This window comes from Pseudomonas sp. 102515 (genome assembly GCF_031085165.1).
Lineage (GTDB): Bacteria > Pseudomonadota > Gammaproteobacteria > Pseudomonadales > Pseudomonadaceae > Chryseomonas.
In genome coordinates this window covers 613,794-629,527 of record NZ_JAVHTY010000002.1, presented here as the reverse complement: position 1 = coordinate 629,527, position 15,734 = coordinate 613,794, and the positions used below count along the sequence as shown (strand labels likewise).

Annotated in this window: 14 protein-coding genes; 11 read left to right on the top strand and 3 right to left on the bottom strand. The window is 65.4% G+C overall.

All coding sequences use genetic code 11. The features are described 5' to 3' along the window. Positions 1 to 143 precede the first annotated feature (143 nt). Positions 144 to 1,064 (top strand): recombination-associated protein RdgC, encoded by a 921-nt coding sequence (gene rdgC / locus RCF34_RS09900; RefSeq protein WP_308708001.1) that lies wholly within the window; start codon positions 144 to 146, stop codon positions 1,062 to 1,064. Between the two features lie 60 nt (positions 1,065 to 1,124). Continuing rightward, complete coding sequence (locus RCF34_RS09895) at positions 1,125 to 2,063, top strand: bile acid:sodium symporter family protein (protein ID WP_308708000.1); 939 nt, start codon at positions 1,125 to 1,127, stop codon at positions 2,061 to 2,063. On the opposite strand, the gene RCF34_RS09890 is transcribed toward RCF34_RS09895, so the two are convergent. Both RCF34_RS09890 and RCF34_RS09885 read right to left on the bottom strand, forming a co-directional pair. Beyond that, on the bottom strand, positions 2,016 to 4,469 hold the full coding sequence (locus tag RCF34_RS09890; protein ID WP_308707999.1) for an EAL domain-containing protein: 2,454 nt from the start codon (positions 4,467 to 4,469) through the stop codon (positions 2,016 to 2,018). The two genes, RCF34_RS09895 and RCF34_RS09890, sit on opposite strands and share 48 nt — an antisense overlap. A 186-nt stretch (positions 4,470 to 4,655) precedes the next feature. Continuing rightward, positions 4,656 to 5,222: a GNAT family N-acetyltransferase gene (locus tag RCF34_RS09885; RefSeq protein WP_027596845.1), complete on the bottom strand. Its 567-nt coding sequence runs from the start codon at positions 5,220 to 5,222 to the stop codon at positions 4,656 to 4,658. 156 nt (positions 5,223 to 5,378) lie between these two features. On the opposite strand from RCF34_RS09885, the gene RCF34_RS09880 reads away from it, so the two are divergent. The 4 genes from RCF34_RS09880 to RCF34_RS09865 all read left to right on the top strand — a co-directional run bounded on the left by RCF34_RS09880 (position 5,379) and on the right by RCF34_RS09865 (position 11,124). After that, positions 5,379 to 8,849, top strand: a complete 3,471-nt coding sequence (locus RCF34_RS09880) for a NahK/ErcS family hybrid sensor histidine kinase/response regulator (protein ID WP_308707998.1) — start codon at positions 5,379 to 5,381, stop codon at positions 8,847 to 8,849. A 567-nt stretch (positions 8,850 to 9,416) separates the two neighbouring features. Then, on the top strand, positions 9,417 to 10,295 hold the full coding sequence (rfbD, locus tag RCF34_RS09875) for a dTDP-4-dehydrorhamnose reductase (protein WP_308707997.1): 879 nt from the start codon (positions 9,417 to 9,419) through the stop codon (positions 10,293 to 10,295). Between the two features lie 97 nt (positions 10,296 to 10,392). Then, on the top strand, positions 10,393 to 10,674 hold the full coding sequence (locus RCF34_RS09870; RefSeq protein WP_064306571.1) for a DUF3509 domain-containing protein: 282 nt from the start codon (positions 10,393 to 10,395) through the stop codon (positions 10,672 to 10,674). A 15-nt stretch (positions 10,675 to 10,689) separates the two neighbouring features. Continuing rightward, positions 10,690 to 11,124: a hypothetical protein gene (locus tag RCF34_RS09865; protein ID WP_308707996.1), complete on the top strand. Its 435-nt coding sequence runs from the start codon at positions 10,690 to 10,692 to the stop codon at positions 11,122 to 11,124. Between the two features lie 124 nt (positions 11,125 to 11,248). Here RCF34_RS09865 and RCF34_RS09860 read toward each other — a convergent pair whose 3' ends face one another. Then, the gene (locus tag RCF34_RS09860) at positions 11,249 to 11,536 is read right to left on the bottom strand and encodes a DUF3509 domain-containing protein (protein ID WP_007159080.1); all 288 of its coding nucleotides are present in this window, start codon (positions 11,534 to 11,536) and stop codon (positions 11,249 to 11,251) included. Between the two features lie 351 nt (positions 11,537 to 11,887). Between RCF34_RS09860 and RCF34_RS09855 the strand changes: the two genes are divergently transcribed. The 5 genes from RCF34_RS09855 (at position 11,888) to RCF34_RS09835 (ending at position 15,733) form a co-directional block, all read left to right on the top strand. Continuing rightward, positions 11,888 to 12,283 (top strand): DUF883 family protein, encoded by a 396-nt coding sequence (locus RCF34_RS09855; protein ID WP_308707995.1) that lies wholly within the window; start codon positions 11,888 to 11,890, stop codon positions 12,281 to 12,283. Positions 12,284 to 12,298: 15 nt separating this feature from the next. Next, entirely contained in the window at positions 12,299 to 12,691 is a 393-nt protein-coding gene (locus RCF34_RS09850; protein ID WP_308707994.1) for a phage holin family protein, read from the top strand. Next, positions 12,688 to 13,029, top strand: a complete 342-nt coding sequence (locus RCF34_RS09845) for a hypothetical protein (RefSeq protein WP_308707993.1) — start codon at positions 12,688 to 12,690, stop codon at positions 13,027 to 13,029. Before RCF34_RS09850 ends, RCF34_RS09845 begins: the two co-directional genes overlap by 4 nt. A 99-nt stretch (positions 13,030 to 13,128) precedes the next feature. Then, complete coding sequence (locus RCF34_RS09840; RefSeq protein ID WP_308707992.1) at positions 13,129 to 14,307, top strand: EAL domain-containing protein; 1,179 nt, start codon at positions 13,129 to 13,131, stop codon at positions 14,305 to 14,307. A 94-nt stretch (positions 14,308 to 14,401) separates the two neighbouring features. After that, complete coding sequence (locus tag RCF34_RS09835) at positions 14,402 to 15,733, top strand: deoxyguanosinetriphosphate triphosphohydrolase (RefSeq protein WP_027596852.1); 1,332 nt, start codon at positions 14,402 to 14,404, stop codon at positions 15,731 to 15,733. The last annotated feature ends 1 nt before the right edge of the window (position 15,734 follow it).

The window sequence follows — 15,734 nt, the reverse complement described above, 5'->3', positions numbered from 1 at the left end:
AATTTCCCGCACTTCCAAAGGCTTAGCGCTGCCCGCCCGCGCAACCGGAGAAAGCGCGCATTCCCGACGACCACCGCGATCCGGGGTTGGCCTCCGGGGCGGACGACGCGGATAATGCGCGCTTCGTTTTTGGGAGTGACACCATGTGGTTCCGTAATCTGCTCGTCTACCGTCTCACCCAGGAAGTCGCCTTCGAGACCGAAGCCCTCGAAGCCGCCCTCGCCGCCAAGCCGGCCCGCCCCTGCGCCAGCCAGGAATTGTCCACCTATGGTTTCGTCGCCCCCTTCGGCAAGGGCCCGGACCTGCCGCTGGTGCACGAAAGCCAGGGCTTCTTCCTGATCGCCGCGCGCAAGGAAGAACGCATCCTGCCCAGCAGCGTGGTCAAGGAAGCCGTGCAGGAAAAGGTCGACGAGATCGAAAACCAGCAGATGCGCAAGGTCTACAAGAAGGAGAAGGAGCAGATCAAGGACGAGATCGTCCAGGCCTTCATGCCGCGCGCTTTCATCCGTCGTCAGACCACCTATGCCGCCATCGATCCCAAGCAGGGCTGGATCCTGGTCGACGCCTCCAGCGCCAAGCGCGCCGAGGACCTGCTTTCCACCCTGCGCGATGCCCTGGGCTCGCTGCCGGTGCGTCCGCTGGGCGTGAAGCAGGCACCGATGGCCACCTTCACCGACTGGGTCAAGGCCGGTGACGCCACCCATGGCCTCTACATCCTCGACGAGTGCGAGCTGCGCGATGCCGGCGAAGACGGCGGCGTGGTGCGCTGCAAGGGTCAGGACCTGACCAGCGAAGAGATCCAGAACCACCTGGGCGCCGGCAAGCTGGTCACCAAGCTGGCCCTGGCCTGGCAGGACAAGCTGGCCCTGCTGCTGGACGACAAGGTCACCATCAAGCGGCTGAAGTTCGAGGACCTCCTGCAGGACCAGGCCGAACAGGACGGCGGCGAAGACGCCCTCGGCCAGCAGGACGCCAGCTTCGTGCTGATGATGATGACCCTGGCGGAATTCCTGCCACAGCTGATCGAAGCCCTGGGTGGTGAAGAGCTGCCCCAGGGACTGTAAGCTCCAATCAAGGCCGGCGCAGACCGGCCTTTTTTCTGCCCTCTCGAAAAGGAGTTTGCCATGCGCGCCCTGGCCGCCTTCAGCCGCTTCGTCGGCAATACCTTCGCCTTCTGGGTGCTGCTCGCCGCCCTGTTGGCGTTCTTCGCCCCCGCGGCGTTCAAGCCGCTGAGCGTGGCCATCGTGCCGCTGCTGGGGGTGATCATGTTCGGCATGGGCCTGACCCTCAAGGTCGAGGACTTCGCCGCGGTCGGCCGCCATCCCTGGCGGGTGCTGCTGGGCGTGGTGGCGCACTTCGTCATCATGCCGGGCGTGGCCTGGGCGCTCTGCCAGCTGTTCCATCTGCCGCCGGAGATCGCCGTGGGCGTCATCCTGGTCGGCTGCTGCCCCAGCGGGACGGCGTCCAACGTCATGACCTGGCTGGCCAAGGGCGACCTGGCGCTGTCGGTGGCCATCGCCGCGGTGACCACCCTGCTCGCCCCCCTGCTGACCCCGGCGCTCATCTGGCTGCTGGCGTCCACCTGGCTGCCGATCTCCTTTGACGGCTTGTTCTGGTCGATCCTGCAGGTGGTGCTGCTGCCCATCGCCCTGGGCCTCGTCGCCCAGCGCCTGCTCGGCCAGCGCGTCGGCGCCCTGGTGGAGGTGCTGCCGCTGGCCTCGGTGGTGAGCATCGTGGTGATCGTCGCCGCGGTGGTGGCTGCCAGCCAGGCGCGCATCGCCGAATCCGGGCTGCTGATCATGGCGGTGGTGATCCTGCACAACGGCTTCGGCTTCCTGCTCGGCTATCTCACCGGCAAGTTCTGCAAGCTGCCGGTGGCCCAGCGCAAATCCCTGGCCCTGGAGGTCGGCATGCAGAATTCCGGGCTTGGCGCCGCCCTGGCCACGGCGCATTTCTCACCGCTGGCCGCGGTCCCCAGCGCCCTGTTCAGCGTCTGGCACAACATCTCTGGGGCGCTACTGGCCACCCTCTTCCGCCGCTTCAAGGACGACGTCCGCCCCTGAGGGCTCGCGCCACACCTGCCGGACCAGCGCCTGGCAGGTGGCTTCGGTGAAGGGCTGCGGCCGGGCGATGCCGTAGCCCTGGGCATAGTCGACCTCCAGCGCGGCCAGCGCCGCTACCACCGCCGGGTTCTCGGCGAATTCGGCGATGGTCTTCTTGCCGGTGAGATGGCCCAGCTGGTTGATCGCCTCGACCATGGCGCTGTCCACCGCATCCTCCAGCAGATGGCGAACGAAGCTGCCATCGATCTTCAGGTAGTCCACCGGCAGGTGCTTGAGATAGGTGAAGGACGACATCCCGGCACCGAAGTCGTCCAGGGAGAATCTCACCCCCAGGCCGCGCAACTCGTCCATGAACTGGCGTGCCGCATCCAGGTTGGCCACGGCACTGGTCTCGGTGATCTCGAAACAGATCCGCGCCGGCGCGATCTGCCAGCGTTGCAGCTGCTCCCTGACGAAATCCGCCAGCCCCGCCTCGCCCAGCGAATGCCCGGACAGGTTGATGGCAAGGGTGTCGAGCAGCCCGTCGGGCAGTTCGGCGAAACGCGCCAGCGCCGCGGCGATCACCCAGCGATCCAGGTCCGGCATCAACCCATAGCGCTCCGCCGCCGGGATGAAGGCGCCCGGCGCGATCAGCCGCTCGCCTTCTTCAAGTCGCATAAGCACCTCCACATGGCGATCCGCAGCGGTCTCCTGGCCCAGCCCCAGGATCGGCTGGACATACAGGCGGAAGCGGTCCTCGGCCAGCGCCCGGTGCAGGCGCTGCACCCAGGCCATCTCGCCATGGCGCTGGTCCAGCTCCACATCGCCCGGGGCGAAGACCTGGATGCGATTGCGTCCCTTGTCCTTGGCCGCGTAGCAGGCCAGGTCCGCCAGGCGCAGCGCCTCCTCGGGCGCCAGGGCCTGACCGCCCAGGTGCACCACGCCGATGCTCAATCCGACCCGAAAGCCCTGACCGGCCGCTTCGAATTGCAGGGTACCCACGCAGCAACGCAGGCGCTCGGCGACCGCCTCGACCTGCGCGGGCGTACGGTTCTCCAGCAGCACGCCGAATTCGTCACCGCCCAACCGTGCCAGGCAGTCCTCCTCGCCCAACTGCTGACCGAGCAATTCGCACAGCTGGCGCAGCAGGCGATCGCCATGGAAATGACCGGAGGTGTCGTTGACGATCTTGAACTGGTCCAGATCGATGAACAGCAGCGAGGCACAGGCCAGGTCCTCGCGCGCCAGCAGGCGCTCCAGACGGGTCTCGAATTCGCGGCGATTGAGCAGCCCGGTGAGGGCATCGTGACTGGCCTGCCAGGCCAGATCATGCAGGAAGGCGCGCTCGCGGGTCTGGTCGTGCATCACCAGCACCACCCCGGTACCGGATTCGTCCCGCGGCAGCATGGTCACCGTCAGGGCCACGGGCACCCGGGTGCCGTCGACGCGCACCAGCTGGTGCGCCAGGGGCTCGTTGCCCGCCAACCAGTCCTGGCTGCGCAAGCGCTCGGCCAGCGGTCGGGTCGACGCCGGCTGATCCTCGGTCTGGATATCGAACAGGTGGGTGACGGGCGTGCCCGCGGCCAGCCCCGACCGCGCCAGCAGGCGCTCCGCCGCCGGGTTGTGATAGAGCAGGCGTCCCTGGGCGTTCAGCGCCAGTACCGCATCGCCGAGGGAAGCCAGGATGACCTGGATATGTTCCTTTTCGGCCTGCAGCGCCCGCTCGGAGCGCCAGCGCTGCTGCACCAGGCTGTGCATGCGCCAGAGCGCCAGGAGCACCAGCAGGGCGCCGACCAGGACGTTGGCAATGAACAGCGCCTCGACCAACTGGCGCGAGGCCACCCCCAGGCGCACCGAGAAGGCCACCGTTTCCGGCATCATCCGGTCATGCAGATCCAGCAGCTGGCGTTTCAGCGGGATCAGCGCCGGCCCCGGCCCCTGCAGCCTGATCAACTCGAAGCCGGTGCGCGCCAGGGCCTGGAATTCGTCCATGTAGGGATCGGTGATCTGCCAGCGGGCGATCACCCCTTCGAAGGGTTCTATATGCCGCGCCAGGCGAAACAGCGTGATGAGGCCAGCGATGTCGTCGGCATCGTTGCCCGCCAGGCGCAACAGGCGCCCCGCTTCGGCAGGACTGCCGTCGGTATCCAGCTCCTGCCGCGCCGCCCGGTCGAGATCGTTGACGCTAATGGACGCCTGGTAATCCCGATAGGACTCCGGTCGCCCCTCATCCAGGTAGGCACCGAGCGACAGCATGGCGTTGCCGAGGCTCTTGCTCCACAGGCTTTCCGCGGAAACGTAGGCGCGCACCGTCGACAGCAATTGCAGGCTGACGATGGCGACCAGCGCCTGGCAGGACAGGATGATGACGAAGGGCCAGACGACCCGCAGCGTACGCAGCGCAGAGGAAGGCGACAGTGAAGACATACAGCGATCCGCAAAAGGAGACAGGCGAATTCTTGCCATTGAGCAGGCATGTCGGCCGTTTCACGGAAAACTGTTGGCTCGGGAAAACGGCTACGCTGGATTACCGGCGCCAGACAAGCGACGTAGACAGGGTGCCGCTCTACCGCTGCGGGCGGCTGCCGACGAACGGTAGGCCAGGCGCCACCGCTAGTTGAAGGACGCCTCCAGGCGCGCCTTCACCTCGGGCCATTCACGGTCGGTGATGCTGTACATCACGGTGTCGTCGAGACGGCCATCCGCCAGCCGTCGATGATGACGCAGCAGGCCTTCGCGAACCGCACCCAGCTTCTCGATGGCCGCCTGGGATCTGAGATTGGTCGCGGCGGTCTTGAGCTGCACGCGCACCAGCTGCCAGTGCTCGAAGGCATGGCGCAGCATCAGGTACTTGATGTTGCCGTTGAGCCCGCTGCCATGCTGCTCGCTGTCGAGCCAGGTCCAGCCGATCTCGGCGGCGGGAAGCGCCGGCAGGAAGTCGGCGAACCGGGTGGTGCCCACCAGCCGGTCGGCGATCCGCACGGCGAAGGGCAAGGCGCGTCCCTCGCGCTGCTCGGCCAGCGCCTGGCGATACCAGTCCGGACGCAGGGGCCCGCTCAGGTAATGCAGCGCTTCGCGATTGCGCTCGGCCAGGCTGACCAGCTCCAGCACGTCACCTTCCGCCAGGGGGTCCAGGCGCAGCGCACCACGTTGCAGGGAAATGGGCTGCGCTTGGAACATGACGGTCTCTCTCGCTTGAATCAGCCCGCAAACCTAACAGGGCCAGCCGTCCGGCTCAACCCATGGCGTCCCTTCACGCGGCGGAACTGACGTCTGGCGGCCGAGGTGCGACACTTTGTCCGGGCGCGATGGGCGCCTGGAATGTCTGGAGTCGCCATGTCCCTGCCCAGCGGGCTGATCATCACCGTTACCCTCGGCTATCTGGCCCTGCTGTTCGCCATCGCTTTCTACGGCGACCGCCGGCCACCGCTCAAGCCGCGCCTGCGGGCCTGGGTCTACAGCCTGTCGCTGGCCGTCTACTGCACCAGCTGGACCTTCTTCGGCGCGGTCGGCCAGGCGGCCGATCAGCTCTGGTCCTTCCTGCCCATCTACCTGGGACCCATTCTCTTCCTGCTGCTGGCGCCGCAACTGGTCAAGAAGATGGTGCTGATCAGCAAGAAGGAAAACATCACCTCCATCGCGGACTTCATCGCCTCCCGCTACGGCAAGTCCCAGACCCTGGCCATCGTCGTCGCGTTGATCTGCCTGGTCGGCGTCCTGCCCTACCTGGCGCTGCAGCTCAAGGGCATCGTCATCGGCGTCAACCTGCTGACCGGCATCAATGCCGAGTCCCTGAACACCCGCGCCCAGGACACCGCGCTGTTCGTCTCCCTGGTGCTGGCGGTCTTCGCCATTCTCTTCGGCACCCGCAACCTGGACGTCACCGAGCACCATCGCGGCATGATGCTGGCGATCGCCTTCGAATCCCTGGTCAAGCTCGCCGCCTTCATCGCCGTCGGCCTCTGGGTCACCTATGGCCTGCACGATGGCTTCGCCGACCTGCTCGCCCGTTCGCAGCAGGCGCCGCAACTGCAGGAATACTGGCGCGAGACGCTGGACTGGCCGGGCCTGCTGATCCAGACCGGCGTGGCCTTCATCGCCGTGATGTGCCTGCCGCGCCAGTTCCATGTCACGGTGGTGGAAAACACCGACACCCGGGACGTCAACCTGGCGCGCTGGGTGTTTCCGCTCTATCTGGCGCTGGCCGCCCTGTTCGTCATCCCCATCGCCCTGGCCGGCCAGCTGCACCTGCCCGGCGGCGTGCTGCCCGACTCCTTCGTCATCAGCCTGCCGCTGGCCCAGGAGCGTCCCTGGCTGGCCTTGCTGGCCTTCCTGGGCGGCGCCTCGGCCGCCACCGGCATGGTGATCGTCGCCTGCGTCGCCCTCTCCACCATGATCTCCAACGACATCGTCCTGCCCTGGCTGCTCAAGCGCCGCGGCCAGGTCGAGAGTCCCCATGCGGTGTTCAGCCACTGGATGCTCACGGTGCGCCGCGCCAGCATCGTGGTCATCCTGGTATTGGCCTATTGCAGCTATCGCCTGCTGGGCTCCAATGCCAGCCTGGCCACCATCGGCCAGATCGCCTTCGCCGCCATCGCCCAGCTCGGACCGGCCATGGTCGGGGCGCTGTTCTGGAAGGCCGCCAATCGCCGCGGTGTCTTTGCCGGCCTCACCGCCGGGGCATTGCTCTGGGGGTATCTGATGGTGCTGCCGGTGGTGGCCACCAGTCTGCAATGGCCGCTGCAGGCCTTTCCCGGCCTCGCCTGGTTCGAGCAGCCCGCGGGGGAGCGGACGCTGCAACCGACCACCGTCGGCGCCTTGGTCTCCCTGGCCGGCAACTTCCTGCTGTTCGCGCTGGTGTCGCTGCTCTCGCGCACCCGGGTGTCGGAGTACTGGCAAGCCGGGCGTTTCATCGCCCAGTACGCCCTGCCCCGGCCGCGCAATCGCGCCCTGCTGGCGGTCAAGCTGGAGGACCTGCGGCTGCTCGCGGCCCGCTTCGTCGGCGACGAGCGCGCCCGCCTGAGCTTCAGTCGCTTCGCCGAACAGAGCGGCCTGACCTATCACCCCGCGATGAATGCCAACAGCGAATGGATCGCCCAGACCGAGCGCCTGCTGGCCGGGGTGATCGGCGCCTCCTCGGCACGCGCCGTGGTCAAGGCCGCCATCGAAGGCCGTGACATGCAGGTCGACGACGTGGTGCGCATCGCCGACGAAGCCTCGGAGGTGCTGGAATTCAACCGGGCGCTGCTGCAGGGCGCCATCGAGAACATCTCCCAGGGCCTCAGCGTGGTCGACCAGTCGCTGCGCCTGGTGGCCTGGAACCAGCGCTACCTGGAGTTGTTCGACTATCCCGACGGCATGATCCAGGTGGGGCGCCCCATCGCCGAGATCATCCGCTACAACGCCCTGCGCGGCCTCTGCGGCCCGGGCGATCCCGACGAGCACGTGGCCCGGCGGGTGGAGCGGATGCGCCAGGGCATCCCCCACACCTCGGAACGCACCTTTCCCAATGGTCGGGTGATCGAGCTGATCGGCAGCCCCATGCCCGGGCGCGGCTTCGTGATGAGCTTTACCGACATCACCGCCTTCCGCGAAGCCGAGCGTGCCCTGCGCGAAGCCAACGAGGGCCTGGAGCAGCGCGTGGAAGAACGCACCCGCGAACTGTCCCAGCTCAACCAGGCGCTGGAGGAAGCCAAGGCTCATGCGGAAGCGGCCAACCAGTCCAAGAGCCGCTTTCTCACCGCGGTCAGCCACGACCTCATGCAGCCGCTGAGCGCCGCCCGCCTGTTCACCGCCGCCCTCGCCCACCAGGACGGCCTGGCCCAGGAAGCCCAGGAACTGGTGCGCAACATGGACAGCGCCCTGAGATCCAGCGAGGACCTGATCGCCGATCTGCTGGACATCTCGCGGCTGGAGAACGGCCGCATCCTGGCCACGCCGGCACCCTTTTCACTGGCCACCCTGTTCGAGGCCCTGGGCGTCGAATTCAAGGCCCTGGCGCAGAACCAGGGCACCAGCCTGCGCATCCGCAGCAGTCGGCTGGTGGTCAACAGCGACAGCAAGTTGCTGCGGCGGGTGCTGCAGAACTTCCTCACCAATGCCCTGAGATATGCCCATGGCCGGGTATTGCTCGGCGTGCGCCGCCAGGGCCAGACGGTGAGCCTGGAGGTCTGGGACAGCGGCCCCGGCATCCCGGCGGACAAGCTGGAGCTGATCTTCGAGGAATTCAAGCGGCTGGACAGCCACCAGACCCGCGCGGAAAAGGGCCTGGGCCTGGGTCTGGCGATCGCCGACCGCCTGTGCCGGGTGCTGGGTCACGAACTTTCGGTACGCTCCTGGCCGGGTCATGGCAGCGTCTTCAGCGTCAAGGTGCCCCTGGCGCCCGCCCTAGCCATTCAGGCGGCCGCCGCCAGCGAAGCCGCCCAACCCCTGGCCGGCGATCCGGTGCTGTGCATCGACAACGAAGACAGCATCCTGCTCGGGCTGCGCAGCCTGCTGGGACGCTGGGGTTGCCAGGTCTGGACCGCACGCAGTCGCGAGGAATGCGCTGCGCTGCTCGCCCAGGGCGTGGTGCCGCGGCTACTCATCGTCGACTATCACCTGAGCGATGCCGACACCGGTCCGGATGTCGCCGAATGGATTCGCCAGGCCCTGGGTCAGGACATCCCCGGCATCGTCATCAGTGCCGATGGTCGTCCGGAATGCCTGGAGCGGGTGCGTCAGGCGCGACTGGATTTCCTGCCCAAGCCGGTCAAGCCGGCTTCGCTACGCGCCTTGCTGAGTCGGCAACTGGCCCTCTCCGGTTGAGGGAACATATAGATGGCAGGTCATGGTCCCGAGTGGCCTTTCGTTCAGCGTCGATTAAGGTTGCCGGAAGGCAAAGAGACGGAACAATCCACAGCTTCTGTTGATAACGTTGTTGAAAACATGGTGGAAAAGAACCCGGAGCCTTGCTCTGCGGGCTCCTCAAACAAGTTGGTCATTTTTTAATCACTTTGATAAGTTCAACATAATCAACAACTTAATTCGAAAGCTGGATTTTCGGCAGGGAAAACTCCGGTCCAGACGGGGCTTGACAAGCGCTAGCACAACTTGTGCACAACTCTAGGTAAAAATGACCAACGGATACCCTGGAGCCGTCGCACAATTGTCAAGTATTCGTGAAACAAATTTTCTCGAGCCTTCCGGGAAGCCGTACCTTAAGGCGGGCCGCAGGCTAGAGCCGACAGCTGCGGCCGTACGCAGGCCAAAGGCTAGCCTTGTCCTCTGCCGGTCATCGGGTAGACTGCCTGCTTTTGCTCAGGGCTGTCGTGGCGACGCCCACCCTGTCAATCAGGCATGGACGCGCCAGCCCTTCTGGAATAGCTCAGTCACATGAACGTCTTTATCGCGGGTCAACACGGCCAACTGTCTCAGGCGCTGCAACAACTACTGGCCGCCAAGGCCCAGGTAACCGTCATCGGCCGGGCCCAGGTGGACTTCACCCAGCTGGAGGCGCTCCATGAACGCGTCCTGGCCGCGAAGCCCGACGTCATCATCAATGCCGCCGCCTACACCGCCGTGGACGCCGCCGAGAGCGATCCCCAGACCGCCACCCTGATCAACGAGCGGGTGCCCGAGGTCTTCGCCCGGGCTGCCCAGCAGCTGGGCATCCCCCTGGTCCACTACTCTACCGACTACGTCTTCGATGGCAGCAAGGATGGTCGTTACCGGGAAGAGGATCCGACCTGCCCCCTCAATGTCTATGGCCGGACCAAGCTGGCCGGCGAGAACGCCGTGCGCGAACACGCCGAGCGCCACCTCATCCTGCGCACCAGCTGGGTCTATTCCTGGCAGGGCAACAACTTCCTGCGCACCATGGTGCGCCTGCTCAGCGAGCGCGACGAACTGAACATCGTCGACGACCAGATCGGCGCGCCCACCTGGACCCGCACCATCGCCGCTGCCACCGACCGCCTGCTGGATTACAGCGACAAGGACGAACTCTGGGGCACCTATCACTTGACGGCCAACGGCACCACCTCCTGGTTCGGATTCGCCGAGCGGATCGCCCAGCGCCTGCGCGAGACCGGTCAGCTGAAGGCCCGCCTCAATCCCATCCCCAGCCATTCCTATCCCACCCCGGCCCATCGCCCCATCAATTCCCGGCTGTCCACCGAAAAGCTGGCAGCGGTGCTGGGCGAGCCGCTACCTGACTGGCACGCGGCTTTCGCCCAGTGCTGGAGCGAGCGCGAACTTCAGGTGAGCGGCTGAAACGGGCCGTCGGTCATACTTCTGGGATCTGCTCCAGAACTACCCCAGCCCCTTGAAGTCAATGGCACTGACCCCGCTCACGCCAGTCAGGTACGTCATGGACAACCCTTTCCAACTCATCGCCGCGGCTTTCGAGCATGACTTCCGGGTCAATTTCCGCATCGAGCGCCTCGACGGCAGCGTCAGCCTGACGCTGTCCGACGACAGTGGCGTCAAGGTCAAGCGGTTGATCAGCAAGCAGCAACTGCATGACCATACCCGCCTCGCGCGATTGATCGACAGTATCCGCCTGGGTATCGCCATCGACGAAGGTCATGGCGTCACGGCCTTGCTGGCGGGTGGCAGCGGCACCGTGAATCGTCTGACCGTCGCGAACTGAGCAGGAAGCAGCACTATGCACACCATGGAAGGCATCAGCGGCGGACTGCTACAGGGCCCGAGTCCGGTCACCTTGCTCGATGGCTTGGAGGCGGCGGATTCGCTGCGCACCCCACGCGCCTCGCTGTACCAGCTCACCTGCGCCCGTCTTGACGAGCAGCTGGCGCCGCTCAAGGTCTGGCCGACCCTGCCGGATCGTACCGGGCGCTTTTCCTTTACCTTGCTGGACCGCTGCGGACGCATCCTCTATCGCTCGCCGGCCTTGCGTCAGGCGCTGTATCGGGAAGAGGAACTGCTCAATGGTGTGATCGCCAGTGCGCGGCTGGCCGCCGTGCAAGCCGGACAGGGCTTTCCGTCCTGGGGTGTAGTGGACGTCGCCTGCCCCATGTATGAGCTGCCTGCCACCCAGCTGCCCTGTGCGGGATGCCGGCTGCTGAAGTGCAAGAGCTGAGGCAAGAGTTGCGGGTGAAGCGCTAACTGCTTGTTCATCATCTTCAATCTTCAACGCTCGAGACCAACGAATGCCAGGGCATCCGTACTGCAAGTCTCGCGCTGAAGCTTTCCGAACCGAGTCGTTACTCGGAATATCTCAACATGTTGGCGCCCGTGGCCCGCAGCACCGCCATGGATTGCGGCGCCAGTGCGCCGGCCCGCAGCGATACGTCCTTGCGAACCTCGTCGATTACCGTTTTCAGCAGCTGGCTCTCGCCCAGTTGCCGGGCGCTGACCACCCGGTTTACCCGTGCGTCGTCACACTGCTGATCCTGTACCGTCAGCACAATACTGCCATCAGGGCGAGGCGCCGTGACCGAGCATTTATAAGTACTGAAAGCGGCAGTCAGTCTATCTATGGCGTTTTCCATTCTTCCCCCTCTTATTTGTCTAGAAGTGCATGGACGATCAAATACGACGCAACTGACAGTGATAGAAACAGCAAAGTTCTAGCGTTCCACTTGAATAGGACGAGCAATGGCGCTAGTGCCCGATTTTGTGAGCCAGCTCTTCTAATTGGGTTTTGCTGCGGAACTTTCAACGAGACAAAGTCGATAAGGTATGACCATTCGTCCCCCTTGACGGTCGTTTGGACCCCTCGCCTCCGAGCCCTGTAAAGGTGCCTGGAGGGCGCCGTCGGCGCCCCGACCGGTGGAACCTTTGCTTCGGACGTTCACTCGAAAGGGCTGAAACGGATACCCATCGCCTACCAGGAGCGCGCCATGAACGACAAAACCCCTCCCGTGATCAAAGACGAGCTTGCCGTTGACATCGATGAGCAGGCACACAAGCAGAACGCTGACCGGGTCCGTCGTCATCTGGGCGAGGCCGAGCAGGCACTGACCGACGAATTCCACACCCTGCTGGCAGACGCCGAGCAGCTGCTCAAGCACACCGCCAGCATGGCCGGTGAGCAGGCGGAAGAACTGCGTGCCAAGTTGAGCTCCAGCCTGGAGCGCTCCCGCGATGTGCTCAAGACCAAGCAGGACGATCTCTATCGCCAGGGCGTCGCAGCCAAGGAAACCACCGAGGAATACGTGGTCGAGAACCCCTTCAAGGCCCTCGGCATCGCTGCTGGCGTCGGCTTCCTGATCGGTCTGCTGGCCTCGCGCCGCTAAGCCTGGGGGACTGCCATGGACACCTCCTCTCCTCCACGGGAGCTGCCTGACGAGGCGCCCAAGCCATCGGTCAAGCGTCTCGCCGGCGCAGTGGTAGGACTGCTGCAGAGCCACCTGGAACTGCTGGGCATCGAGGTTCAGGAAGAGAAGGTCCGTACCTTCCAGCTGTTCCTCTTTACCGGTCTGAGCCTGATCTTCGGTCTGCTGGTACTGGTTGGCGTCTCGGCGGCGGTCATCATCGCCTTCTGGGATACCTACCGCATGGCCGCCACGCTGGGCCTGTGTGCCTTCTATGCCGTGGCACTGGTGATCTGCGTCCTGCGGGCCCTGAGCCTGGTCAAGGGTGCGGCGCCCTTCCATGCCACCCTGGAAGAACTCAACCGCAATCGGGAGCGCCTACTGCCATGAACCAGCCGCTTACCTCTGCCACCAGCCAGGCGAAGCGCAAGGAACTGGTGCGGCTGCGCATGGAGATGTATCGCCAGCAGCTGATCTACAACGCCCAGCCCCTACACAATCCCATCAGCCTCATCGGTGACCTGTTGCGACCGAACCGGGACAAGGTGGCCAGCTCGGCGAAGAAGCCGCTGATGCTGGGTGCCACGGTGTTCCTGTCGCTGTTCGGCAAACGCCTGGGCGCCGTGGGTCGGCTGGCGCGCATCGGCCTCGCGCTCTACCCGATCGTCAACCGCTTGCAGAATCGCCATCGCGAGCAGGCTGACCAGCCGCTGCCACCGCCCCGCTAGTGGCGCTGTGAAGAATGGCTCCCTCGGGAGCCATTCGATCATCTGGCACCCTTATCGCATGGCCCAGCTGAACGCTCCGCTAACGATAAGGATAGCCCTGTGTTTTCTGGCCAGCCCACTGCCTTCTTCCAACCCTTCATCGACACCGCGACCGGGCGCATCGCCGGCGTCGAAGCCTTGGGCCGTCTGCGTCAGGCCGATGGCCGCCACGCCTCCGTCGGCCCCCTGTTCGCCGATCCCGATACCCCGACCGCGGAACTGTTGCAGCTCGACCGCACCCTCAGGGACGATGCGCTGCGGCGCTTCGCCGGCGCGCCGGATGACTGGTTTCTCAGCCTCAACCTCTCGCCGCGCTGGATCAGCCAACTGGACGATGGCGTCGAATTGCCAAGCCTGGCGCAACTGCAGCGCTCCGGTATCGACCCGACGCGAATCGTCTACGAGATCACCGAGGCGGCCGGCGATCTGCCGAGCCTGACCCAGGCCGTCGCTCGTTACCGCGAACTCGGCATCCGCATCGCCATCGACGATTTCGGTTCAGGCTATTCGCAACTGGATCGGGTGCTGGATCTGCAGCCGGACATCCTCAAGCTGGACATGCGGCTATTCCAGGCCGCGGCGCGGGGTGGCCCCCGGGGCGACGCGGTCAAGGCGCTGGCGCAGATGGCCGAAAAGACCGGTTGCTGGCTGATCGCCGAGGGCGTCGAGACGGAGACCGAACTCGACTTCGCCCTGGAGTGCGGCGCCCGCTACGTCCAGGGCTTCCTCTTCGCCGAGGCCACCGCCGAACTGGGCGCGAGCGACCGCCATCAACAACGCTTCGCCGTTCTGCGCAGCCACTTCGTCGATGGCAAGCTGGCCCAGCAGACCCGGTTGCTGGAGCTGCGCCAGCAACTGGCCGAATTCGTCAACCAGCTCAGGCCCTGGGCGGAACACGGTGCCCCCCTGAGCGCCCTGCCGGATCCCCAGGCCTTTCCCGGGCTGCTGCGCATCTACCAGTGCGACCGCACCGGTACCCAGATCACTCCGAATCTAGAATGGAACGGCATGTTCTGGCGTGAGAATCGCCGCTATCTCAATCACAACTGGTCCTGGCGACCCTACTTCTATGCCTTGCTGGCCGAAGGCTGGAACGAGCGCCGCCTGGCGCTTTCGACGGTCTATCGCGATGCCACCACCAACCAGTACTGCCTGACCGCCAGCCAGTTCCTGGAAAGCGGTCAGCGCCTCCTGCTGATCGACCTGGACGCCAGCCAATTGCCGGGCTTTGCCAAGTGAGCGGTGATGATCGTATGTTGCCGAGGTCAGAACGCAGAAGCGCCGAACGGCAACCGCCGGCGCTCCCCTTATCGGTGATAGCTCGAGGACGGCCTTGGACTGGCAGACACTTCTTATCCGCGAACGGCTGGGCAAACCCCTGCACAGCCCGGATGAACTGGGGCGCAGCCCCTTTCACAAGGACCACGACCGCATCATCTTTTCCGGCGCCTTCCGCCGGCTGGGGCGCAAGACCCAGGTGCACCCCGTCACCAGCAACGATCACATCCACACCCGCCTGACCCACAGCCTGGAAGTCAGCTGTGTCGGACGCTCCCTGGGCATGCGCGTGGGCGAGAGCCTGAGAGGCGCCCTGCCCGAGTGGTGCGATCCGAGCGATCTCGGCATGGTGGTGCAGTCGGCCTGCCTCGCCCACGACATCGGCAATCCGCCCTTCGGCCACTCCGGCGAGGACGCCATCCGCTACTGGTTCACCCAGGCCGCCGGCCGCGGCTGGCTGGACGACATGAGCGAGGCGGAGCGCCAGGACTTCCTGCACTTCGAGGGCAATGCCCAGGGTTTCCGGGTGCTGACCCAGCTCGAATATCACCAGTTCGACGGTGGCACCCGCCTGACCTACGCCACCCTCGGCACCTATCTCAAGTATCCCTGGACCTCGCGCTATGCCGCGGCGCCCGGGTACAAGAAGCACAAGTTCGGCTGCTACCAGAGCGAGCTACCGCTGCTGGAGCAGATCGCCGAGAAACTCGAACTGCCGCTGCTGGGCCCGGAGCGCTGGGCACGGCATCCCCTGGTCTACCTGATGGAGGCCGCGGACGACATCTGCTACGGGCTGATCGATCTGGAAGATGGCCTGGAGATGGAGCTGCTGGACTACGCCGAGGTCGAGGCGCTGCTGCTGGGCCTGGTCGGCGACGACCTGCCGGAAACCTATCGGCAACTTGGCCCCAAGGATTCGCGGCGACGCAAGCTCGCCATCCTGCGCGGCAAGGCCATCGAACACCTGACCAACGCCACCGCCCGCGCCTTCGTCGACCAGCAGGACGCCCTGCTCGCCGGCACCCTGGGCGATGACCTGGTCGAGCACATGGCCGGTCCGGCCAAGCTCTGCGTGCAGCGCGCCAAGGCCCTGGCCCGGGAGAAGATCTTCCATGACAAGCGCAAGACCCTGCACGAGATCGGCGCCTACACCACCCTGGAAATCCTGCTCAACGCCTTCTGTGGCGCCGCCCTGGAGCAGCACCGCGGGCGCGAGCCGTCGTTCAAGAGCCGCCGCATCCTCGACCTGCTGGGCAACAGCGCGCCCGATCCGTCCTGGACCCTGCACCAGGCCTTCATGCGGGTGATCGATTTCATCGCCGGCATGACCGACAGCTACGCCACCGCCATGGCGGCCGAGATGACCGGGCGTTCGAACCCGGTCTGAG

Bases quoted from the DNA above. Each gene is read 5' to 3' on its own strand.
- rdgC (WP_308708001.1), top strand. From the start codon at position 144: ATGTGGTTCCGTAATCTGCTCGTCTACCGTCTCACCCAGGAAGTCGCC.
- RCF34_RS09895 (WP_308708000.1), top strand. From the start codon at position 1,125: ATGCGCGCCCTGGCCGCCTTCAGCCGCTTCGTCGGCAATACCTTCGCC.
- RCF34_RS09890 (WP_308707999.1), bottom strand. From the start codon at position 4,469: ATGTCTTCACTGTCGCCTTCCTCTGCGCTGCGTACGCTGCGGGTCGTC.
- RCF34_RS09885 (WP_027596845.1), bottom strand. From the start codon at position 5,222: ATGTTCCAAGCGCAGCCCATTTCCCTGCAACGTGGTGCGCTGCGCCTG.
- RCF34_RS09880 (WP_308707998.1), top strand. From the start codon at position 5,379: ATGTCCCTGCCCAGCGGGCTGATCATCACCGTTACCCTCGGCTATCTG.
- rfbD (WP_308707997.1), top strand. From the start codon at position 9,417: ATGAACGTCTTTATCGCGGGTCAACACGGCCAACTGTCTCAGGCGCTG.
- RCF34_RS09870 (WP_064306571.1), top strand. From the start codon at position 10,393: ATGGACAACCCTTTCCAACTCATCGCCGCGGCTTTCGAGCATGACTTC.
- RCF34_RS09865 (WP_308707996.1), top strand. From the start codon at position 10,690: ATGCACACCATGGAAGGCATCAGCGGCGGACTGCTACAGGGCCCGAGT.
- RCF34_RS09860 (WP_007159080.1), bottom strand. From the start codon at position 11,536: ATGGAAAACGCCATAGATAGACTGACTGCCGCTTTCAGTACTTATAAA.
- RCF34_RS09855 (WP_308707995.1), top strand. From the start codon at position 11,888: ATGAACGACAAAACCCCTCCCGTGATCAAAGACGAGCTTGCCGTTGAC.
- RCF34_RS09850 (WP_308707994.1), top strand. From the start codon at position 12,299: ATGGACACCTCCTCTCCTCCACGGGAGCTGCCTGACGAGGCGCCCAAG.
- RCF34_RS09845 (WP_308707993.1), top strand. From the start codon at position 12,688: ATGAACCAGCCGCTTACCTCTGCCACCAGCCAGGCGAAGCGCAAGGAA.